The sequence below is a fragment of the Pseudomonas lini genome, from assembly GCF_030812475.1.
GTDB classification, from domain to species: Bacteria; Pseudomonadota; Gammaproteobacteria; order Pseudomonadales; family Pseudomonadaceae; genus Aquipseudomonas; species Aquipseudomonas lini_A.
Window position 1 is genome coordinate 155879 of sequence record NZ_JAUSSR010000003.1, and the last position, 21298, is coordinate 177176.

Genomic DNA, 21298 nt, shown 5'->3' on the forward strand with positions numbered 1-21298 from the left:
CGTTTATCGCGAGCAAGCTCGCTCCCACAAAAAGCCCCATGGTGATTGCCCCGAGCACCAGCCGCTGCCTCGCAGCGGCTTTTGTATTTTCTGAAATAACGAAGTGGAGAGCCGCATGGTTCCCGTAATCGCCCTGGTGGGCCGACCGAACGTCGGCAAGTCCACCTTGTTCAACCGCCTGACCAGGACTCGTGACGCCATCGTCGGCGACTTGTCCGGTCTGACCCGTGATCGCCAGTACGGTGAGGCCAAGTGGCAAGGGCGTTCCTACATTCTGGTCGACACCGGCGGTATCTCCGGTGACGAGCACGGTATGGACGAAAAAATGGCCGAGCAGTCGCTGCTGGCCATTGAAGAAGCGGATGTCGTTCTATTCCTGGTAGATGCCAAGGCCGGTTTCACCGCCGCCGACCAGATGATCGCCGAGCATTTGCGCAAACGTAACAAACGCTCCTACGTGGTTGCCAACAAGGTCGACAACATCGACCCGGAAATGGCCCGCGCCGAATTTGCCCCGTTGGGCATGGGCCACGCGATCCCGATCGCCGGCGCCCATGGTCGTGGCATCACCCAGATGCTGGAAATCGCCCTGAGCGACTTCCCGAAAGACGAAGAAGAGCCGGAAGACGGCGAAGAAGAGATCGTTGCCGAAGGTGAGGAAGCCAAGCGCATTCCTGGCCCGAGCGAAAAAGACGGGATCAAGATCGCCATCATCGGCCGTCCGAACGTCGGCAAGTCGACCCTGGTCAACCGCATGCTCGGTGAAGACCGGGTCATCGTCTATGACCAGCCCGGCACCACCCGCGACAGTATCTACATCCCGTTCGAGCGTAACGACGAGAAGTACACGCTGATCGACACCGCCGGTGTGCGCAAGCGCGGCAAGATCCACGAAGAAGTTGAAAAATTCTCCGTGGTCAAGACGCTGCAGGCGATCAAAGACGCCAACGTGGTGATCTTCGTGATGGACGCCCGCGAAGGCGTGGTCGATCACGACCTCAACCTGTTGGGCTTTGCCATTGAGTCGGGCCGCGCGCTGGTCATCGCGATCAACAAATGGGATGGCATGACCCCAAGCGAACGCGACTTCGTCAAGGTCGAGCTGCAACGGCGGTTGTTCTTCGTCGACTACGCCGACATCCACTTCATCTCGGCGCTGCACGGCACTGGCGTGGGCAACCTGTATGCTTCGGTACAGAACTCGTTCAAGTCCGCGGTCACCCGCTGGCCGACCAACCGCCTGACCCAGATCCTCGAAGATGCGGTCGGCGAGCACGCGCCACCGATGGTCAACAACCGCCGGATCAAGCTGCGTTATGCCCACCTGGGTGGTGCGAACCCGCCGATCATCGTGATCCACGGTAATCAGATCGAGAAAGTACCGAAGTCGTACGTCCGTTATCTGGAAAACACTTACCGTCGAGTCTTGAAGCTGGTCGGTACGCCGATCCGCATCGAGTTCAAGGGCGGCGAGAACCCGTACGAAGGCAAGAAGACTTCACTCACCGATCGCCAGGTCAACAAGAAGCGCCGGATGATGTCGCACCACAAGAAGGCCGACAAAAAGCGCCGCGATAAGAAATAGAAGCAGCGTTAAGTTTCAAGCTGCAAGCTGCAAGCTGCAAGCTTCAAGTTAAAGCAATGAAGGGTCCTGTCAGGGGCCCTTTTTTGTGTCTGATGGTTTGCTGCTTGACCACTTGCAGCTTGCAGCTTGAAACTTGCAACTCATCTGCAGGGGGCCACCGATGATCACCAGCAAGCTGCCGAATGTCGGCATCACTATCTTCACGCAAATGTCTCAGCTCGCGGCACAGACCGGGGCGCTGAACCTGTCCCAGGGATTCCCCGATTTCGACGGCCCGCAGGCCCTGCGCGAGGCGGTCGGCCGGCATATCGCCAGTGGCCACAACCAGTATTCACCGATGACCGGCCTGCCGGTGTTGCGTCAACAGATTGCGGCGAAGATCGCCCGCAGCTATGGCGTCGACGTCGATGCCGACGAGGAAGTGACGGTCACTCCCGGCGCGACCCAGGCGATTTTCTGCGCCATTCAGGCGGTTATCCACCGCGGCGACGAAGTGATCGTGTTCGATCCGGCCTACGACAGCTACGAGCCTTCGGTGGAGTTGGCCGGTGGTCGTTGCGTACATGTGCAGCTGGGCCTGAAAGACTTCTCCATCGACTTCCAGAAGCTCGCGCAAGCCATTACACCGCGCACGCGGATGATTATCCTCAATACCCCGCACAACCCCAGCGGGGCATTGATCAGCCATGCCGAACTGGATGAGCTGGCGAGCTTGATCCGCGACCGTGACATCTATGTGGTCAGCGACGAAGTCTATGAACACCTGGTGTTCGACGGCGTGCCCCACGCCAGCGTGCTGGCCCATGAAGAGCTGTATCAGCGTGCATTCGTGGTCAGCTCCTTCGGTAAGACCTATCACGTCACCGGCTGGAAAACCGGCTATGTGGTCGCACCGTCAGCCCTCACCGCTGAACTGCGCAAGGTGCACCAGTACGTCAGTTTCTGCGGCGTGACGCCGTTGCAATACGCCTTGGCCGATTACATGGCCGATCACCCGGAACATGTGGACGAACTGCCGGGTTTTTATCAGGCCAAGCGTGATCTGTTCTGCGATCTGCTGACGCCGTCGCGCTTCAGCTTCACCCGCGTGGCCGGCACCTACTTCCAGCTGGTCGATTACTCGCAGATCCGCCCGGACCTCAATGACGTCGAGATGGCACTGTGGATGACCCGCGAGCATGGCGTGGCGAGCATCCCGATCTCGGTGTTCTACCAGACGCCACCGGTCGGCCAGCGCCTGGTGCGCCTGTGCTTCGCCAAACGCGAGGAGACCCTGCGTGAAGCAGCGGAAAAATTATGCGTGATCTGAGTGCACTGCCCAATCTGAACATCGCCCTGATCCAGACCACCCTGGCCTGGCACGACCGCCAGGCCAACCTGGAGCATTTCGCGCCCTTGCTGGAACAGGCCCGCGGTGCCGACCTGATCATCCTGCCGGAAATGTTCACCACCGGTTTCTCCATGGAATCGGAAACACTCGCCGAACCTGAGAACGGTCCGACCAGCAAATGGTTGCGCGTGCAGGCGGCGAAACTCGATGCGGTGATTACCGGCACCCTCATCGTCCAGGCCGCCGACGGCAGCCACCGCAATCGCCTGTTGTGGGCGCGACCGGATGGCGAGGTGTTGCACTACGACAAGCGCCATCTGTTCCGCATGGCCGGCGAGCACAACCACTTCACCCCCGGCGAGCGCCAGGTGCAGTTCGAGCTCAAGGGGTGGCGCATCCGGCCGCTGATTTGCTACGACCTGCGATTTCCGGTGTGGAGTCGCGATGCCCAGGACACCGACCTGCTGCTGTACACCGCCAACTGGCCGGGGGCGCGGCGTCAGCACTGGAACCGGTTGCTGCCAGCCCGGGCGATCGAAAACCTGTGCTATGTGGCGGCGGTGAATCGCGTGGGAACTGATGGCAAGGGCTTTGCGTATACCGGTGACAGCCAGGTGCTGGATTTCCAGGGTGAGACGTTGCTGAGTGCGGGGGAGGCGGATGGGGTGTTTCAGGTGGTGCTGAATGCTGCGGATCTGCAAGCCTACCGGACGCGGTTTCCGGCGAATCTGGATGCCGATACATTCGAGTTTACCTGAGATCTTCGCTGCCTGAGCCGGCCTCTTCGCGAGCAGGCTCGCTCCCACAGTTGATCATTGTGAACACAGATTTTGTGTACGCCAATAATCCACTGTGGGAGCGAGCCTGCTCGCGAAGAGGCCGGCACGGACAACACAAAAACAGGCAGGCAAACAAAAAGGCCCCAAGGTTCTCACCAAGGGGCCTTTTGCATTTCAGCGAAGGGCTTACGCCGCTTTCGCCTCCGGCTGGCTCAGCGAGCGGTTCAGCGCACTGAACAGCGCCTTGAAGCTGGCCGTGGTGATGTTCTCATCGATCCCCACACCATGCACCGCACGCTCACCGTTCACTCGCAATTCAATGTAGGCCGCGGCCTTGGCATTGGTACCCGCGCCGATCGCGTGTTCGTTGTAGTCCATGATTTCCACCGGGACGGGCAGTCCGGCCACCAACGCCTCCAGGGCGCCATTACCCTTGCCGCGCCAGTGCAGGTTGGTTTCGCCCTGGCCTTTGCTGGCGACTTCCACTTCGACCGCGCTGTTGCCGTTTTCTTCCTGCAGGCGATGGCTGACCAACGCGTACGGGGTGTTGGCTTGCAGGTATTCGCTGATCAACAGCGAGTGGATCTGCTTGGCGGTCATTTCCAGGCCCAGACGATCGGTCTCACGCTGCACGACCTGGCTGAACTCGATCTGCATGCGACGCGGCAAGCTGATGCCGTATTCCTGTTCCAGCAGGTAAGCGATACCGCCCTTGCCCGACTGGCTGTTGACGCGGATCACCGCCTCGTAGCTGCGGCCGATGTCGGCCGGATCGATCGGCAAGTACGGCACTTCCCACAGCGCGTCTGGTTTCTGCTGGGCAAAGCCCTTGCGGATCGCATCCTGGTGCGAGCCGGAGAACGCGGTATGCACCAGGTCGCCGACGTACGGGTGACGCGGGTGCACCTGGATCTGGTTGCACTCTTCGACGACCTTGCGCACGCCGTCGATGTCGGAGAAGTCCAGCTCAGGGTGCACGCCCTGGGTGTAAAGGTTCAGGGCCACGGTCACCAGGTCGACGTTACCGGTGCGCTCGCCGTTGCCGAACAGGCAGCCTTCGACACGGTCGGCGCCGGCCATCAGGCCCAGTTCGGTGGCGGCTACGCCGGTGCCACGGTCGTTGTGGGTGTGCAGGCTGATGATCACGCTGTCACGACGATTGATGTGGCGGCCAAACCATTCGATCTGGTCGGCATAGATGTTCGGGGTCGCGCATTCGACGGTGGCCGGCAGGTTGAGGATCATCTTGTGCTCGGGCGTCGGGTTCCAGACCTCGATCACCGCGTCGCACACTTCCTTGGCGAACTCCAGTTCGGTGGCGCTGAAGGTTTCCGGCGAGTACTCGAAAGTCCACTCGGTTTCCGGCTGCCGGGCGGCGTATTTGACGAACAGCTTGGCCGCGCTGACGGCGATTTCCTTGATCCCGTCCTTGTCCTGGTTGAAGACGATGCGGCGGAAGGAAGGGGAGGTCGCGTTGTACAGGTGCACGATGGCTTTCTTCGCCCCGCGCAAGGATTCGAAGGTGCGCTCGATCAGGTCTTCACGGCCCTGGGTCAGCACCTGGATTGTGGTGTCGTCCGGGATGTGGCCGCCTTCGATCAGGGTGCGCACGAAGTCGAAGTCAGTCTGCGAAGCAGCCGGGAACGAGGCTTCGATTTCTTTCACGCCCACTTGCACCAGGGTTTTCCAGAAACGCAGCTTCTTGGTCGCGTCCATCGGCTCGATCAGCGACTGGTTACCGTCACGCAGGTCGGAACTGCACCAGATCGGCGCGGCGGTGATGGTCTTCGACGGCCAGGTGCGGTCCGGGATGTCGATGGTCGGGAACGCGCGGTATTTCGAAGACGGGTCTTTGAGCATGCTCATGGAAAATCCTTATTGTGTGGGCCGAAAAGAGGCGGCCTGCCGGTGGATCAAAATGTTCTTGGGAAAAGCGTGGGGCGAGGCACCGCGATTCAGCCCGGCAGTCGTGCACTGACGAGGCACAGGCTGCGGTGCTGGCGACGCTGAATGAGGGTGTGAGAGGTTTTCATGCCTTCAACCCTAACCGCGGCGAGAAAGGATGGCAAGCGGTCGAAAAAAATTGAGATAAATACTCGTAAAGTAAGGATTGTCGATATTTTATTGCGGTTATTTACAGAGATAGTGTTTATGTTTGCGCAAGGTTACAGCGATGCGCAATTGAAAGTTGGCCCCCTTGCCTCGGTTGACGCAGCTATGCTTAAAGCCTCAATCAGGCGACTTGGCAAGCACGGGGTCGGCAATGAACGAATCGGATTGGAAGCTATATGGCGCACTGCGTCCGGTGGCCCATGAGCGGATGTGTATCCGGATCATGGAAGAGGTCGAGCGAACGGTGCTGGATAAAAGCCTGGCACCTTATGAGCGTATCGAAGCCAGTGAGGAGAGGTTGAAGGCGGGTCAGCAGGAACTGTATTGGGCGTTTGATGTTTTCAGTCACTCACGCAGTGAGGCGCCCGCTCATTTGCTGGGGTTGTGTACCCATGAGTTGATCACATCTGAAGAACTGGCGGGCTTCTCGGAGGAAACCCGGGCGTGGATCAAGGAGTGTCTGGCGCACAGGGAAATTCATGGGATTGAGGATCTGGAGGCGGAATAGGCGGTTTATTTCTGTGGTTACGTTTGCGCCTGTGATGCCGCCTTCGCTGGCAAGCCAGCTCCTACAGTGATCGGGTGAACTTGATTTCTATGTACACCATCGATCACTGTAGGAGCTGGCTTGCCAGCGAAGGGGCCGTCAGCTCACCGAAGATTCAGGGCTGAAATGCACCAATGAAGATCGCCGGATCCACCCGCGCATCATTCAGGCTGACATTCCAGTGCATATGCGGCCCGGTCGCCCGCCCGGTGGCCCCGACTTTCCCGACCACCCCACCGCGGGCCAGCTGCTGCCCAACCTTCACATCAATCTTCGACATATGGCAGAACATGCTGATAAAGCCCTGCCCATGATCGACAAACACCGTGCTGCCATTAAAGAAGTAGTTGCCGACCAGAATCACCTTGCCCGCCGCCGGGGTCTTGATCGGTGTACCTGCCGGCACCGCGAAATCCAGGCCCGCATGGGGGTTGCGCTCTTCACCATTAAAGAACCGCCGCACGCCAAACTTGCTCGACAACGGCCCGTTGACCGGTTTGTCCAGCAACAGGTTGCTCGGGGTATTCGGACTGAAACTGCGATAGGCCTGGATCTGCTCGGCTAGCTCGCCCTCGATGCGCTTGAGATTCTCCGGGTCCGGATTGACCTGCTGCTTGTTCTTCAGGGTTATCCGCTGTTCCGGGTATTTCTTGCTGCCAACGGTGAAATTCAAACTACGGACGCCACTGCTGACTTGCTGCGTGCCCGGTTTGACCGTTAATGGCACGCCGACAATCGCCAGCCAATTGTTCTGTTCCTTGATCACCAACACCGGTTTGCCCTGATAGCTGGCTTTCGGCGCCGTGGCGGCGGCGCCCAGATCCACGACAGCCACGCCCCCCGGCACTGGTTTGTTCAACAGGCGGGTGATGTAACTGTCGGCATGGGCATTGAAGGCCAGGCACAGCAACAGCAGTGGAGCGAGTAAGCGCGGCATGAATCAATCCAGTAGAGAGAGGGTGACGGGCGTCAGGTGATTGTCTTCGACCCGCACCTGCAGTTCGCCTTCGCCCAGTCTGGCTTTCAGGCGCTGGCCAGTGTGGGTTTGCGCGGCGGTGCGGATCGCGTTGCCGCGCTCGTCCAGCAAAATGCTGTAGCCACGGCTGAGGGTTGCCAGCGGGCTGACCACATGCAACGTCTGCATCTGGCTTTGCAGTTGCAGGCGGCGGCTCTTGAGGCCTTCGCGCATGGCCCGGGGCAGGCGTTCGGCAAAGTTGTCGAGGCGTTGGCGAAGCATCGCCAGCTGCCGACCGGGATGTTGCCCGGCCAGGCGGGTTTCCAGACGAATAAGGCGTTCACGACGGGTGTTGAGGCTGCGCTCGAAGGCGCGGCGCATGCGCATGTCCAGGTCGTCCAGGCGCTGCGCTTGCTGACGCAGGCGTTCGCCGGGATGACGCAGTCGGCGGGACATGCCTTCCAGGCGCAGCCGATCACGCATCAAGCGGTCACGGATACGCATCACCAGCCGTCGATGCAGGCTCTCGACCCGGCGCACCAGGTCGCTGGAGTCCGGCGCCAGCAGTTCGGCGGCGGCGGAGGGCGTCGGGGCGCGCACGTCGGCCACGAAGTCACTGATCGACACGTCGGTTTCATGGCCGACGGCGCTGACAATCGGTGTCACACAGGCGTCCACGGCCCGCGCCACGGCTTCTTCGTTGAAACACCAGAGGTCTTCCAGCGAACCGCCGCCACGGGCCAGGATCAGCGCGTCGAAGCCACGGGCATCCGCCAGTTTCAGCGCGCGGACAATCTGCGCGGTGGCTTCGCGACCTTGTACGGCGGTGGGGATCAGCGTCAGCTGCACCTGCGGCGCGCGGCGGCGGAACACACTGATGATGTCGCGGATCACAGCGCCTGTGGGCGAACTGATGATGCCGATGCGTTGCGGATGCGCCGGCAGCGGCACTTTGCGCTCGGCACTGAACAGGCCTTCGGCGCTGAGCTTTTCCTTCAGCGCATCGAAGGCCAGGCGCAGGGCGCCATCGCCGGCCGGCTCCACGGTGTCGAGGATCAGTTGATAGTCGCCGCGGCCCTCGAACAGCGAGACCTTGCCGCGCACCTTGACCGCGAGGCCGTCCTTCAACGCCTGGCGCACCCGTGCCGCGTTCTGCCGGAACAGCGCGCAACGCACCTGGGCGCCGCTGTCCTTGAGGGTGAAATACACATGGCCGGACGCCGGGCGGGCGAGGTTGGAGATTTCGCCTTCGACCCAGATGTTGCTGAACACGTCTTCGAGCAACACCCGCGCACGGCCGTTGAGCTGGCTGACAGTCAGGACTTCCCGGTCCAGGCCGAGTCTTGCAAAGGGATCTTTAATCATGGGGCGCAGTTTAAAGGCATTCGGCGAACAATCTCCATGCATCAACAAAAATCCCTATGTAGGAGCGAGGTTGCTCGCGAAGGTGTGTCAGTTGACACTGATCTGGCTGACACACCTTCGCGAGCAAGCCCGCTTGTATGCTAGGACTTGAAGGGAGGAGGAGGGACAAAGCCCGATTCTGACTGTTGACGCAGTACAGATCCGTGGGAGATTTCGCCCCTCCTCCTTTCACCCAAGCGCCGATAAAGAATGCATCTGGCTAGACCGACGATAGGAACAAGCCTGCGCCTCTGGGTGAGCCCTTCAAGTGCTCAAAACCATATCCCGGAGGAAATCCAATGGCAATGCCGGTTTCTGTCACAAAGCCGATCGTAGGCGTGGATGTCGCCAAGAATGAACTGGTGATCTATCACGCCGAACTTGACCGGCTAGAAGAGATTCCCAACAACAAGGCAGCGATCAAGCAGTGGTTGAAAGCCTTGTCGGGGACAGTCGCGGTAGCCATTGAGTCGACCAACATCTATCACCTGGAGTTCGCCGATCTGGCCTATGAGGCCGGCTGCGTGATTTACATGGTGGGTGGCTATGAACTCAGCCATTACCGCAAAGGGGTGAATATCCGCGCCAAAACCGATGCGTTGGATGCCAGACTGCTCGCCCGCTATCTGAAAAACGAAGGTGATGATCTTCATCCTTGGACCCCGCCATCACCGTTGTACCGCCGGCTCTTGAGTCTTTTTCGTCGTCGCGCAGCCTTGGTTCAAGCGCGGGTCGGCTTGGTGCAAAGCTGGGCGAATGAGCCGCTGCTGAAATCTGCTTTCGCCGCGCAAGTGAAAGCCATGCAGCGGCTTGAAACGCTGGTCGAAAAGACGATTAATGATCATCTGAAAGAAGCCGGTTTGCTCGGTCAGTTGAAGCGTTGCCTGAAAGTTGAAGGCATTGGATTTCTAACCGGAGCCCGCTTACTCACAGCGTTTCAGCGAGGCGACTTCAGAAACGCAGATGCTTTTATTGCCTTTCTGGGAATGGATTTGAGGGTGTCGAAGTCAGGGCAAAAAGACGGTCGCCGGAGCTTGACCAAGCGAGGTGACCCGGAAGCTCGCCGGCTTCTGCACAACGCAGCCATGTCGGCCAGCCGTACGCCAGCCTGGAAAGGCTTTTATGAAGAGCAAAGAGCTCGAGGTTTCAGCACTACTCAGGCGCTGGTGATACTGGCTCGCAAGCTTGCTCGGATAGTATTCGCTCTACTGAAAGGACAGAGCGAATACCAACCTAAAGCCGGTTGAAGGCTTCCCCTCAACCATAGAATTTCCCACAAGGGGTACAGTCAGGCGCTGAATTCAAGGAAGATCTGGAATGCACGTGTTTGAACTGTTGAATCAATGGCCCTTCGGCGTCACCGACTGGCTGGTGATCGGCCTGGGCATCGCCCTGGCCTATATCGTGTTCGGTATCGCCGGATTCGGTACCGCCCTGGTGGCAGGGCCGATCCTGATCCTGTTCATGCCCCTGTCGAAGATCGTGCCGTTATTGGTGCTGCTGGATTTCGTCGCTGCGTTTGGCAATCTGCTGCCTTCGCGACGGGATGTGGCCAGGCCCGAGTTACTGCGCTTGTTGCCCTGCATGGCGGTGGGTTGCACCTTGGGGGTGATTTTCCTGCTGAACCTGCACTCCGATCTGTTGCTGTTGTTGATGGGGCTGTTTATCAGCGCCTATGCCGTTTACAGCCTGTGGGTCAAAACCCGTCCGACGCAACTGTCCGCCGCCTGGGCCGTGCCGATGGGCACGGTGGGTGGAATGTTCGGGGCGTTGTTCGGCAGTGGCGGCTTTTTATATGCGATCTATTTGAATAGCCGGCTGCCCAAGGACGCAGCGAGGGCGACGCAGAGCGCGCTGATCAGTTGCAGCACCGTGGTGCGTTTGAGCCTGTTTGCCGTCGCAGGTGTGTATGCCGAGCTACCCTTGTTGGTACTGGCGCTGTGTTTGTTGCCGGCCATGGCAGTGGGGCTGTGGATCGGTCGGCGGTTGACCATGAGATTGTCTCGCGAGGCGTTCGTGCGGCTGGTGACCTGGTTGGTGCTGGCCAGCGGGATTGCCTTGATCGGGCGGTATTTGAGCACTTGACCGGATTTCCTCAGGGATTAAGCTGCCGGCCGTCCTGACGCCTTCGCGGGCAAGCCTCGCTCCTACAGGTCTCGTGTCGTTCTCAAATTCATCAAACGACATAAGACCTGTAGGAGCGAGGCTTGCCCGCGAAGGCGTCAGGCAGCGCGCCGCAGAACATCCCATTTGACGCAGCAGGCTTGCACCATGAATTCCCAAAGCATCATCGTCCCGAAAATTTCCACGCTGCCGGTACACGAACCCCGGGCCCGGGCGGTCGTGCGTTGGCTGGTGCGCAAGAACATCATCAAGGAAGAACTGACCACCTGTGGCCGTACCGGCAACCGCATGGCCCACGCCATCGCCGATGGTGCCCGCGCCGTGGTGCTGCATCCGCAAGCCCTGCCGTTCGGCGAGCCGGTCAATGGCCTGGAGATCATCACCAAGCGCTGCATCTATACGCCAGCCAAGGGCTTCCTCGAAGAAGCCGGCTGCGCCGAGTGCCGCAAGGAAGTCGGTGAAGCGTTGTTCGAAAGCCTGGAAGACTGGATGCAGGGCGCACCGATAACTTCACCTGCCCCGAGTGCGGGCATGAAGACGACATCAACGGCTTCCTGTTCCTGCAGGAATGCGGCTTTTCCAACCTGGGGTTCATTTTCAACAATTGGGCCGAGGCCGGGTTCAAGAAGAGCTTTATCGACGAGTTTGCCGATTGGCTCGACCAGCCCGTCAGTTGGGTTAAGGTCGAGCTGTAGGAGCAAGCTCGCTCGCGAAGAACCTCAAGGCTGCGCGTTCAATCAGGTTGGGCGCGTTATCGTTAACGACCTTCGCTGGCAAGCCAGCTCCTACAGGATCACCGCAAAACCTGGAGCTGGCTTGTCGAATCGTCGCACCGCAGCGAAGCTCTCAAAATCCCCCGTCGATCACCGTATTGATATTAGCCAGAGTTTTACATTGAACCCGAGGGGGTGTCTGACTATAATGGCGCGCTTCCATTTTCCCGCTCGGGAGCCCCCGCGATGCTGCGTATCAGCCAAGAAGCTCTGACATTCGACGACATTCTCCTAGTGCCCGGTTATTCCGAGGTGCTTCCTAACGAAGTCAGTCTCAAGACCCGCCTTACCCGTGGCATCGAGCTGAATATTCCTCTGGTTTCTGCCGCCATGGACACCGTCACTGAAGCCCGTCTGGCAATTGCCATGGCTCAGGAAGGTGGCATCGGCATCATCCACAAGAACATGACCATCGAGCAGCAAGCTGCCGAAGTGCGCAAGGTCAAGCGTTATGAAGCCGGCGTGGTCAAGGACCCGATCACCATCGAGGCTGACGCCACGGTGCGTGAACTGTTCGAACTGACCCGCCAGCACAACATCTCCGGTGTTCCGGTGTTGCACAACGGCGACCTGGTCGGCATCGTCACTTCCCGTGACGTGCGTTTCGAAAACCGTCTGGAAGCCACTGTCCGTGACGTGATGACGCCGAAAGAGCGCCTGGTCACGGTCAAGGAAGGCGCCGACAAGAACGATGTTCGCGAGCTGTTGCACAAACACCGCATCGAACGCGTGCTGATCGTCGACGACAAATTCGCCCTCAAAGGCATGATGACCGTCAACGACATCGAAAAAGCCAAGGCATACCCGCTGGCCAGCAAGGACGATCAAGGTCGTCTGCGCGTAGGTGCTGCAGTCGGTACCGGCAAAGACACCGGTGATCGCGTCGCTGCCCTGGTCAGCGCCGGCGTTGACGTGGTGGTGGTCGACACCGCTCACGGCCACTCCAAAGGCGTGATCGACCGCGTGCGCTGGGTCAAGCAGAACTTCCCTGACGTGCAGGTCATCGGCGGCAACATCGCCACCGGCGCTGCCGCCAAGGCCCTGGCCGATGCCGGCGCCGATGCAGTCAAGGTCGGTATCGGCCCGGGCTCGATCTGCACCACCCGTATCGTCGCCGGTGTCGGCGTGCCGCAAATCAGTGCCATCGCCAACGTCGCCGCTGCCCTTGAAGGCACAGGCGTGCCGTTGATCGCCGACGGCGGCATCCGGTTCTCCGGTGACCTGTCCAAGGCCATCGTGGCCGGTGCTTCCTGCGTGATGATGGGCTCGATGTTCGCCGGTACCGAAGAAGCGCCAGGCGAGATCGAACTGTTCCAGGGGCGTTCGTACAAGGCTTATCGCGGCATGGGTTCGCTGGGCGCCATGTCCCAGGCCCAGGGTTCCTCCGACCGTTACTTCCAGGACTCCTCCGCGGGTGCCGAGAAGCTGGTTCCGGAAGGCATCGAAGGGCGTGTTCCGTACAAGGGCAGCCTGAGTGCGATCATCCATCAGCTGATGGGCGGCCTGCGTTCCTCGATGGGCTACACCGGCAGCGCCGACATCGAAGAAATGCGCACCAAGCCCGAGTTCGTGCGGATCACCGGTGCCGGCATGGCCGAGTCCCACGTCCACGACGTACAGATCACCAAGGAAGCGCCAAACTACCGCGTAGGTTGAGGCTTCAAGCAAATCGTTAAGCAACCGGGGCTGTTCTATTCAGCCCCGAGTTGTTTCTGAATCACGACTGTTTCTGAATAATTAAGACGAGACTGAATCATGGCCCTCGACATTCACGCCCACCGCATCCTGATCCTCGACTTCGGTTCCCAGTACACCCAGCTGATCGCCCGCCGGGTGCGTGAAATCGGCGTGTACTGCGAACTGCATCCGTTCGACATGGATGACGAAGCGATTCGCGAATTCGCTCCAAAAGGCGTCATTCTCGCCGGCGGCCCCGAGTCCGTGCACGTCGCCGACAGCCCGCGCTGCCCGCAAGCGGTGTTCGACCTGGGCGTACCGGTCTTCGGTATCTGCTACGGCATGCAGACCATGGCTGAACAGCTGGGTGGCAAGGTCGAAGGTTCCGAGCTGCGTGAGTTCGGTTACGCCCGTGTCGACGTGGTCGGCAAGAGCCGTCTGCTCGACGGCATCGAAGACCACATCGACGCCGACGGCCTGTTCGGCCTCGACGTGTGGATGAGCCACGGTGACAAGGTCACCAAGATGCCGGAAGACTTCCACATCCTGGCCAGCACCCCGAGCTGCCCGATTGCCGGCATGTTCAACGATGCCCGCGGCTATTACGGCGTGCAGTTCCACCCGGAAGTGACCCACACCAAGCAGGGCGGTCGCATCCTCTCGCGTTTCATCCTCGACATCTGCGGCTGCGAAGCGCTGTGGACGCCGTCGAAGATCGCTGAAGACGCCATCGCCAACATTCGCGCCCAGGTCGGCACCGACAACGTCTTGCTCGGCCTGTCCGGCGGCGTTGACTCCTCGGTGGTTGCCGCGCTGCTGCACAAAGCCATCGGCGACCAGCTGACCTGCGTCTTCGTCGACAACGGCCTGCTGCGTCTGCACGAAGGCGAGCAAGTGATGGCCATGTTCGCCGAGAACATGGGCGTCAAGGTGATCCGCGCCAACGCTGAAGATCAGTTCCTGAACAACCTGGCCGGCGAGTCCGACCCGGAGAAGAAGCGCAAGATCATCGGCCGTACCTTCATCGACGTCTTCGATGCCCAGTCCAACAAACTGGACAACATCAAGTACCTCGCCCAAGGCACCATCTACCCGGACGTGATCGAGTCGGCTGGCGCCAAAAGCGGCAAGGCCCACGTGATCAAGTCGCACCACAACGTGGGTGGCCTGCCGGAAGAAATGAACCTCAAGCTGGTAGAACCGCTGCGCGAGCTGTTCAAGGACGAAGTCCGTCGTCTGGGCCTGGAACTCGGCCTGCCGTACGACATGGTCTACCGTCACCCGTTCCCGGGCCCGGGCCTGGGTGTGCGGATCCTCGGTGAAGTGAAGAAGGAATACGCCGACCTGCTGCGTCGCGCCGACCACATCTTCATCGAAGAACTGCGCAAGGCCGACTGGTACCACAAGGTCAGCCAGGCCTTCGTGGTGTTCCAGCCGGTGAAATCGGTTGGCGTGGTTGGCGATGGCCGTCGTTACGCCTGGGTCGTGGCCCTGCGTGCCGTGGAAACCATCGACTTCATGACCGCGCGTTGGGCTCACCTGCCTTACGAGCTGCTGGAAACTGTTTCCGGCCGGATCATCAATGAAATCGAAGGCATCTCCCGCGTTACTTATGACGTGTCGAGCAAGCCGCCGGCGACCATTGAGTGGGAGTGAGGTTGATTCGCAACTATTTGATTTTATTGTAAAAATAAGAATAGATAGTGATGTTTACTACGTAATCAATGGCGTTTTCAATGGCGCACATCGCACGTCTGTGAGAGAGCTACCTCGATACCATGTCCCGGATAAGGAATGCCGACATGGTATCGAGAACGCTGAAATTCGCTGCAGCCATCACCCCGGCACCGGGCACGTTCCAGTCGAGGCAATCACGCCCCGGCACGGCGCGCACCAGGCTGCATCACATTCTCCATGTCCATGAGCGCCCCAGCGTACAGGGAACTTCCGCTCTGCAGATGGCTCTATACTGGCCTTCTTATAGATGATTCAGGGATCGAATGAAAACTTCTTTGGCGTTTCCATTAGCAATCACTTTCGCTCTTGTCATGGCCGGCTGTAGCAGCCGTCAAGCGGGTGATCTTACTTCAGAACCGGTAGTTCCACTGGCCATGAATGACCATCAAGCCAGCGTGACTTTCCGTACCATAGGTGGCGAGGGAGATCGTCCTGTCAGTTACATGTACGGGTATGCCAATACTGGATTTGTGAGCGCGGGTGAGCGGGTTTATGACTCTGCTTACTTCAAGCGCGTACCGGCTTATCTGAAGAAGATCGCCGGTGGTACTGACAGCATCAGTCAGCTGGTCGAGGCGGACAAAACGGTGTACGTGCAAGGGGAGGTCAAGGACAAACCGTTTACCTTTAATGGTATTCCCATGCCTACGCCGTTCGACAAGGAGCAGCCTGTTGCGCAGCAATTCACGCCGCAAGCCAAGAAGAATTACCTGGTTGAAACCGTGATCGCCGACACTTGGGTCATGAACGTGTACGAAGTCTCCGCAACGGGTGAACGCAAAACCATTGGCGCTCCAAAAAAAGATGCCGGCACAAACTGACCGCGCAGGGATCCTGGAGAGGCAAAGGCTGAGTTTGAGGGGGTTTCATCGACGCGCTCGGCGATTTTGTTCACATCACGACTGATGAACACCGCTGATGACCCCGCCGCATGATCCCGCGCGGGTGCTCCGGCAACCCGGACGTTAACGATAAACCAAACCCCGGCTCAGGTCGGGGTTCTGTTTTTTTGGTCAGGCAAACATTCGGCATGAGGCCGGATGACGTGAAAGAAAACATACCTTGGCAATGCCCTGAAAGACATGAGTCATCCCCCATTCTCAGCCTCGTCTGTACTCTCTTTGGCACCTTCCCAGCCTGTCACGACTGTTGCTGCAGTTCGAATGGCAGGGGTAGATGGTTCTTCATGGTTGTCAGTTGACAACTGTTCGAATTCTGCGGAGACTGGAGGCTATGGATGGCTCGTGCATCTCACCCGAAAAAAGAAATCGAAATGGCCCTGCGTCACGCCGAAGCGCGAGGCTGGCGAGTAGAAGTCGGCGGTAGTCACGCCTGGGGAAAGATCTACTGCCCTTTCAGGCATGACCTTTGTCGCTGTGGCGAATTCTGCATCACCAGTGTGTGCAGCACGCCGAGAAACCCTTTCAACCATGCGAGGGCACTGCGGCGGGTGGTCGATAACTGTACGACGCAGCAGGTGATGGACGGGACGTCGGCACCTCGACTCAAGGAGTAATTCAATGGACTACATCTTCACCCTCAAGTATCAATTAGCGCAGTGCGATAGCGATCCTGACGTGTTGATCGAACGGTTGTACGCCGAAGGATGCGATGACGCATTGGTCGGTGTCGGATTGCCCGGCCGCCTGGCATTGGCGTTCACCCGCGAGGCCGTGACTGCCGAAGCGGCGTTGTTGAGCGCGCTGGTGGACGTCAAGCGCATCATCCCTGACGCTCGCCTGGTGGAGGTGGCACCCGACTTCGTCGGCCTGACGGACATTGCCGACATCGTCGGCGTTTCGCGGCAGAACATGCGCAAACTCATGCTCACTCATGGCAACAGCTTTCCGTTGGCCGTGCATGAAGGCAAGGCATCGGTCTGGCACCTGGCTGAGGTGCTGAGCTGGCTGGATGCCAAGGGCGGCTACCACCTCGAACAACCGGTAATCGAGGTTGCCCGTATCGCGCAAAGCGTCAATCTCGCCAAGGAATCGCGCCGGGTTGTCGCCTTGGGCGCCGAGTGGCAGGCCCTGGTCTGACGTCCCCCTTTCAGCGCCGGGCCACATCGGAAAAGTAGAACTTGTCCAGGGTATGCCGCGATTCGGTGTACTCGAACTGCCTGCCATCCTGCAAAAACGTCTGGTTGCTGACCACGATCACATGGCTCTGGCCATCCAGGTCCAGGTGTTGCTGATCATCCTTGCTCCGCGGCACCGCTTCGATGGTGCGCTGGGCGTAGGCGATTTGCAGCTGCAGGGTCTGCTCGATGAAGGCGTAGATCGAGTGCTCGGCGATGTCCCTGGACAGGCCGGGAATCACCTCGCTGACGAAATGGTTGATGTCGAGGATCACCCGTTTGCCGTCGATCCGCCGCACGCGTTTGATCCTGACAATCAGGCTGCCTGCTTCAGCCTGGATGTGTTCCAGCAGCGCACCTTCAAGCGGGAACTGCGTGAACTCCACCACTTCGGTGCTGACGTCGTTGCCCAGTCGCGGGTAGGTCTCCTGGAAGCTGACGATGCCCCCGAGCTGAAATTCGATCGGGTTGGTCGACAGCACGAAGGTGCCTTTGCCGTGGACCTTTTGGGCGAAACCGCGCTCCTGAAGTTGTTCGATGGCCTTGCGCACGGTGCCGCGACTGGCCTGGTAACTGTCCATCAGTTCGGTTTCGGAAGGCAAACGGGCGCCGCGTTCCAGACGTTCGGTGGTGATACTGGCAAGCAGATCGCTATAGATCTGGTTGTATTTACTCATGGGGATGGCTCTATGCCGCAATGCTCAAGGGTTTGAACCTTAAGGGCGGGGTAGGGAATTGTCCATGCAGGTTTGGATTTCTTCCCATATGGGTGTAGGAAATTTCATCGTCTACGGGATTGGGAGATTTTAAACAAATTGAAACTCGTCTGTACGAGTTGTTGCTTTAACTCGTATAGACGAGTACTTTTCATCTCGGCGTGCTGCCAATAACAAAAAACTACAGCGGAAGATCAAGCATGAGCCACGACTATCCGAACATCGTCACCGAGCTGCTGCACAGCCTCGGCGGCAGCGACAACCTCGAGCAGGCCGCGCACTGTGTCACACGGCTGCGCCTGGCCCTCAAGGACCCGAGCCTGGTCAACAGCGCCACGCTGAACCAGATTGACCTGGTCAAGGGGTCGTTCTTTACCGGGGGGCTGTTCCAGGTGGTCATCGGTCCCGGCGAGGTGGAAAAGGTCTACGCCGAATTGCGCCGTCAAACCGGTCTCGCGGCCTCAACCATCGCTGACGTCAAACAGAAAAGCGCCGACAAGATCAACGCCATGCAACGGCTGGTGCGGGTGTTTTCCGATGTGTTCATGCCGATCCTGCCGGCGCTGATCATTGCCGGCCTGCTGATGGGCGTCAACAACCTGATCGGCGCCAGGGGCATGTTCATCGAGGGCCAGACCCTGCTGGACGCCTACCCCAGGCTTGAAGGGCTCTGGAGCCTGATCAACCTGATGGCCAACACCTCGTTCGTGTTCCTCCCGGCGCTGGTGGGCTGGTCGGCGGCCAAGCGGTTCGGCGGCAGCGAAATCCTCGGCATCGTGCTCGGTCTGATGCTGGTGCATCCGGACCTGCTCAACGCCTGGAACTACGGCAAGGCGGTGGCCGGGCTGGAAGGGCAGAGCCTGCCGTATTTCGACATCCTTGGCGTGTTCCAGATCGAGAAGGTCGGCTATCAGGGGCAGATCCTGCCCATCCTGCTGGCCGCCTATGTCATGAGCGTCATCGAGAAATGGCTGCGGGCGCGGGTGCCGAACGCGGTGCAATTGCTGGTGGTGCCGATCACCACCATCGTCGTCACCGGCGCGCTGGCGCTGGCGGTGATCGGCCCGGTGACGCGACACCTGGGCATCCTCATCACCGAAGGCGTGGTCATGCTGTTCGACCTGGCGCCGATGGTCGGCGGCACGATCTTCGGCCTGCTCTACGCGCCGCTGGTGATCACCGGCATGCACCACATGTTTCTCGCGGTCGACTTGCAGCTGATCTCCACCCAGGGCGGCACGTTCATCTGGCCGATGATCGTCATGTCCAACCTCGCCCAGGGCAGCGCGGCGCTGGCGGTGTTCTACATGACCCGGAATGTGCGGGACAAGAGCATGGCCTCGACTTCGGCGATCTCCGCTTACTTCGGCATCACCGAACCGGCCATGTTCGGGGTCAACCTGCGCTACAAATTTCCGTTTTACGCGGCGCTGATCGGCTCGGGCCTGGGGTGCATCTTCCTGTCGATGAACAAGGTTCAGGCCTCGGCGATCGGCGTTGGCGGGTTGCCGGGTTTTATCTCGATCATTCCGCAGTTCATTCCGATGTTCGTGATCGGGATGGTGATTGCCGTGGTTGTGCCGTTTGTTTTGACCTGTGGGTTGAGCGTGAAGATCGTTCGGCCGGGGTATCGGGTTGCCTGACAGATCGCTATCGCGGGCAAGCCCGCTCCCACAGGGGAACGCGATCACCTGTAGGAGCCGGCTTGCCAGCGAAGAGGCCCTCAAGGCCGATACAAAACTTACTCAAGGAATAGCGCCATGCAAGACTGGCAACGTTCGGTGATCTACCAGATCTATCCGAAAAGCTTCCACAGCCACGCCGGCAACCCCACGGGTGATTTGCTCGGTGTCGTGGCCAAGCTCGACTACCTGCACTGGCTGGGTGTCGATTGCCTTTGGATCACGCCGTTCCTGCGTTCGCCCCAGCGCGACAACGGCTACGACATCAGTGACTACTACGCCATCGATCCGAGCTACGGGACCATGGCCGATTGCGAGTTGTTGATTGCCGAGGCCGGCAAGCGCGGGATCAAGCTGATGCTCGATATCGTCGTCAATCACACCTCCATCGAGCACAGCTGGTTCCAGCAGGCCCGCAGCAGCCTCGACAACCCGTACCGCGACTTCTACATCTGGCGCGACCAGCCGAACCGGTGGGAATCCAAGTTCGGCGGTTCGGCCTGGGAGTACGAGGCGCAGACCGGACAGTACTTCCTGCACCTGTTCGACCACACCCAGGCCGACCTGAACTGGGACAACCCCAACGTACGCGCCGAAGTATTCAAGATGATGCGTTTCTGGCGGGACAAGGGCGTCGGTGGTTTCCGCCTGGACGTGATCAACCTGATCTCGAAACCGGCGGATTTCCCCGACGACGACAGCGACGGTCGACGCTTCTACACCGACGGCCCGAACGTCCATGAATACCTGCAGCAGATGCACCGCGAAGTGTTCGAAGGTCATGACCTGATCAACGTCGGCGAGATGTCGTCCACCAGCCTGGAACACTGCATTCACTATTCCCGGCCAGAGTCGAAAGAGCTGTCGATGACGTTCAACTTCCATCACCTGAAGGTCGATTATCCGAACCTGCAGAAATGGATTCGCGCCGACTTCGACTTCCTCGAACTCAAGCGCATCCTCTCCGACTGGCAGACCGGCATGCAGGCCGGTGGTGGCTGGAATGCGCTGTTCTGGTGTAACCACGACCAGCCGCGGGTGGTCTCGCGTTTTGGCCATGACGGCGAATACCGGGTGATGTCGGCGAAGATGCTCGGCACCGCGCTGCATTTCCTCCAGGGCACGCCCTTCGTGTATCAGGGCGAAGAGCTGGGCATGACCAATCCGGGTTTCGATCATATCGATCAGTACCGCGATGTCGAGACGCTGAACATCTTCCGGCTCAAGCGCGAGGCGGGTGCCAGTGACGCCGACAACATGGCGGCGATCATGCAGAAGTCCCGGGACAACGGTCGTACGCCGATGCACTGGAGCGCCGGGCCGAACGCAGGCTTCAGTGCTGCCGAGCCGTGGATCGGCGTGCCGGCCAACTCGGCACAGATCAACGTCGCCACCCAACTGGATGACCCGGACTCCGTGCTGCATCACTACCGTCGGCTGATCGCGCTGCGTCGCACCGAAGCGTTGATATCCGATGGCGTGTACCGGCAACTGTTGCCGGAGCACCCGCAACTCTGGGCGTATGTGCGTGAAGGTCAGGGTGAGCGCTTGCTGGTGCTGAATAACTTCTACGGCACCCCCTGCGAAGTCCTGTTGCCGGATGAGGTGATCAGCGAGGCGATGGCCCAGCGTCTGGTCATCAGCAACTACCCGGACTGTCCGCCGCGAAATCGGCAGGTCTGTTTGCGGCCTTATGAGTCGCTGGTTTTGCATCTGACCGACTGACCGACCACTAGACAACACCGGTTTTAAAAAACACGCAGAACACTGCGCGGGGGATTTTTGCGCGTCGATTTTGTG

Annotated in this window: 17 protein-coding genes and 1 pseudogene; 14 read left to right on the forward strand and 4 right to left on the reverse strand. The window is 59.5% G+C overall.

Translation table 11 applies throughout. The features are described 5' to 3' along the window. Positions 1–115 precede the first annotated feature (115 nt). The 3 genes from der (at position 116) to J2W17_RS07200 (ending at position 3673) form a co-directional block, all read left to right on the forward strand. Entirely contained in the window at positions 116–1585 is a 1470-nt protein-coding gene (der, locus tag J2W17_RS07190; protein ID WP_307331448.1) for a ribosome biogenesis GTPase Der, read from the forward strand. A gap of 160 nt (positions 1586–1745) precedes the next feature. Next, positions 1746–2894: a pyridoxal phosphate-dependent aminotransferase gene (locus tag J2W17_RS07195; protein ID WP_307331451.1), complete on the forward strand. Its 1149-nt coding sequence runs from the start codon at positions 1746–1748 to the stop codon at positions 2892–2894. Continuing rightward, positions 2882–3673 (forward strand): amidohydrolase, encoded by a 792-nt coding sequence (locus tag J2W17_RS07200; protein ID WP_307331454.1) that lies wholly within the window; start codon positions 2882–2884, stop codon positions 3671–3673. Before J2W17_RS07195 ends, J2W17_RS07200 begins: the two co-directional genes overlap by 13 nt. 207 nt (positions 3674–3880) lie before the next feature. Here the strand turns inward: J2W17_RS07200 and leuA are convergent, their stop codons facing one another. Further along, entirely contained in the window at positions 3881–5560 is a 1680-nt protein-coding gene (leuA, locus tag J2W17_RS07205; RefSeq protein WP_307331457.1) for a 2-isopropylmalate synthase, read from the reverse strand. Positions 5561–5957: 397 nt separating this feature from the next. Here leuA and J2W17_RS07210 point away from each other — a divergent pair, with 397 nt between their 5' ends. Next, entirely contained in the window at positions 5958–6314 is a 357-nt protein-coding gene (locus J2W17_RS07210) for a hypothetical protein (protein WP_307331458.1), read from the forward strand. Positions 6315–6468: 154 nt separating this feature from the next. Here the strand turns inward: J2W17_RS07210 and J2W17_RS07215 are convergent, their stop codons facing one another. Both J2W17_RS07215 and xseA read right to left on the reverse strand, forming a co-directional pair. Beyond that, positions 6469–7290: a M23 family metallopeptidase gene (locus J2W17_RS07215; protein ID WP_307331461.1), complete on the reverse strand. Its 822-nt coding sequence runs from the start codon at positions 7288–7290 to the stop codon at positions 6469–6471. Between the two features lie 3 nt (positions 7291–7293). Further along, entirely contained in the window at positions 7294–8673 is a 1380-nt protein-coding gene (gene xseA / locus J2W17_RS07220; protein WP_307331464.1) for an exodeoxyribonuclease VII large subunit, read from the reverse strand. A 338-nt stretch (positions 8674–9011) separates the two neighbouring features. On the opposite strand from xseA, the gene J2W17_RS07225 reads away from it, so the two are divergent. The 8 genes and pseudogenes from J2W17_RS07225 (at position 9012) to J2W17_RS07260 (ending at position 17062) form a co-directional block, all read left to right on the forward strand. Further along, a complete protein-coding gene (locus J2W17_RS07225; RefSeq protein WP_307331467.1) occupies positions 9012–9959 on the forward strand; it encodes an IS110 family transposase in 948 nt (315 codons plus the stop codon). A 70-nt stretch (positions 9960–10029) separates the two neighbouring features. Continuing rightward, positions 10030–10797: a sulfite exporter TauE/SafE family protein gene (locus J2W17_RS07230; RefSeq protein ID WP_307331470.1), complete on the forward strand. Its 768-nt coding sequence runs from the start codon at positions 10030–10032 to the stop codon at positions 10795–10797. 186 nt (positions 10798–10983) lie between these two features. After that, a pseudogene (locus tag J2W17_RS07235) lies at positions 10984–11531 on the forward strand (sugar ABC transporter ATPase). Between the two features lie 264 nt (positions 11532–11795). Further along, positions 11796–13265 (forward strand): IMP dehydrogenase, encoded by a 1470-nt coding sequence (gene guaB / locus J2W17_RS07240; protein ID WP_307331474.1) that lies wholly within the window; start codon positions 11796–11798, stop codon positions 13263–13265. A 99-nt stretch (positions 13266–13364) separates the two neighbouring features. Continuing rightward, on the forward strand, positions 13365–14942 hold the full coding sequence (guaA, locus tag J2W17_RS07245; RefSeq protein ID WP_064679546.1) for a glutamine-hydrolyzing GMP synthase: 1578 nt from the start codon (positions 13365–13367) through the stop codon (positions 14940–14942). Positions 14943–15286: 344 nt separating this feature from the next. Further along, positions 15287–15844: a hypothetical protein gene (locus J2W17_RS07250; RefSeq protein ID WP_307331479.1), complete on the forward strand. Its 558-nt coding sequence runs from the start codon at positions 15287–15289 to the stop codon at positions 15842–15844. 416 nt (positions 15845–16260) lie between these two features. Continuing rightward, on the forward strand, positions 16261–16539 hold the full coding sequence (locus J2W17_RS07255) for a hypothetical protein (protein ID WP_307331482.1): 279 nt from the start codon (positions 16261–16263) through the stop codon (positions 16537–16539). 4 nt (positions 16540–16543) lie between these two features. After that, the gene (locus J2W17_RS07260; protein ID WP_307331485.1) at positions 16544–17062 is read left to right on the forward strand and encodes a helix-turn-helix transcriptional regulator; all 519 of its coding nucleotides are present in this window, start codon (positions 16544–16546) and stop codon (positions 17060–17062) included. Positions 17063–17072: 10 nt separating this feature from the next. On the opposite strand, the gene treR is transcribed toward J2W17_RS07260, so the two are convergent. Continuing rightward, a complete protein-coding gene (gene treR, locus J2W17_RS07265; protein ID WP_307331487.1) occupies positions 17073–17777 on the reverse strand; it encodes a trehalose operon repressor in 705 nt (234 codons plus the stop codon). Between the two features lie 239 nt (positions 17778–18016). On the opposite strand from treR, the gene treP reads away from it, so the two are divergent. Beyond that, a complete protein-coding gene (gene treP / locus J2W17_RS07270; RefSeq protein ID WP_307331491.1) occupies positions 18017–19459 on the forward strand; it encodes a PTS system trehalose-specific EIIBC component in 1443 nt (480 codons plus the stop codon). Positions 19460–19576: 117 nt separating this feature from the next. Then, positions 19577–21223 (forward strand): alpha,alpha-phosphotrehalase, encoded by a 1647-nt coding sequence (gene treC, locus J2W17_RS07275; protein WP_307331495.1) that lies wholly within the window; start codon positions 19577–19579, stop codon positions 21221–21223. Positions 21224–21298 lie beyond the last annotated feature (75 nt).

Coding starts and splice junctions, on each gene's coding strand:
- der (WP_307331448.1), top strand. CDS start 116: ATGGTTCCCGTAATCGCCCTGGTGGGCCGACCGAACGTCGGCAAGTCC.
- J2W17_RS07195 (WP_307331451.1), top strand. CDS start 1,746: ATGATCACCAGCAAGCTGCCGAATGTCGGCATCACTATCTTCACGCAA.
- J2W17_RS07200 (WP_307331454.1), top strand. CDS start 2,882: ATGCGTGATCTGAGTGCACTGCCCAATCTGAACATCGCCCTGATCCAG.
- leuA (WP_307331457.1), bottom strand. CDS start 5,560: ATGAGCATGCTCAAAGACCCGTCTTCGAAATACCGCGCGTTCCCGACC.
- J2W17_RS07210 (WP_307331458.1), top strand. CDS start 5,958: ATGAACGAATCGGATTGGAAGCTATATGGCGCACTGCGTCCGGTGGCC.
- J2W17_RS07215 (WP_307331461.1), bottom strand. CDS start 7,290: ATGCCGCGCTTACTCGCTCCACTGCTGTTGCTGTGCCTGGCCTTCAAT.
- xseA (WP_307331464.1), bottom strand. CDS start 8,673: ATGATTAAAGATCCCTTTGCAAGACTCGGCCTGGACCGGGAAGTCCTG.
- J2W17_RS07225 (WP_307331467.1), top strand. CDS start 9,012: ATGGCAATGCCGGTTTCTGTCACAAAGCCGATCGTAGGCGTGGATGTC.
- J2W17_RS07230 (WP_307331470.1), top strand. CDS start 10,030: ATGCACGTGTTTGAACTGTTGAATCAATGGCCCTTCGGCGTCACCGAC.
- guaB (WP_307331474.1), top strand. CDS start 11,796: ATGCTGCGTATCAGCCAAGAAGCTCTGACATTCGACGACATTCTCCTA.
- guaA (WP_064679546.1), top strand. CDS start 13,365: ATGGCCCTCGACATTCACGCCCACCGCATCCTGATCCTCGACTTCGGT.
- J2W17_RS07250 (WP_307331479.1), top strand. CDS start 15,287: ATGAAAACTTCTTTGGCGTTTCCATTAGCAATCACTTTCGCTCTTGTC.
- J2W17_RS07255 (WP_307331482.1), top strand. CDS start 16,261: ATGGCTCGTGCATCTCACCCGAAAAAAGAAATCGAAATGGCCCTGCGT.
- J2W17_RS07260 (WP_307331485.1), top strand. CDS start 16,544: ATGGACTACATCTTCACCCTCAAGTATCAATTAGCGCAGTGCGATAGC.
- treR (WP_307331487.1), bottom strand. CDS start 17,777: ATGAGTAAATACAACCAGATCTATAGCGATCTGCTTGCCAGTATCACC.
- treP (WP_307331491.1), top strand. CDS start 18,017: ATGAGCCACGACTATCCGAACATCGTCACCGAGCTGCTGCACAGCCTC.
- treC (WP_307331495.1), top strand. CDS start 19,577: ATGCAAGACTGGCAACGTTCGGTGATCTACCAGATCTATCCGAAAAGC.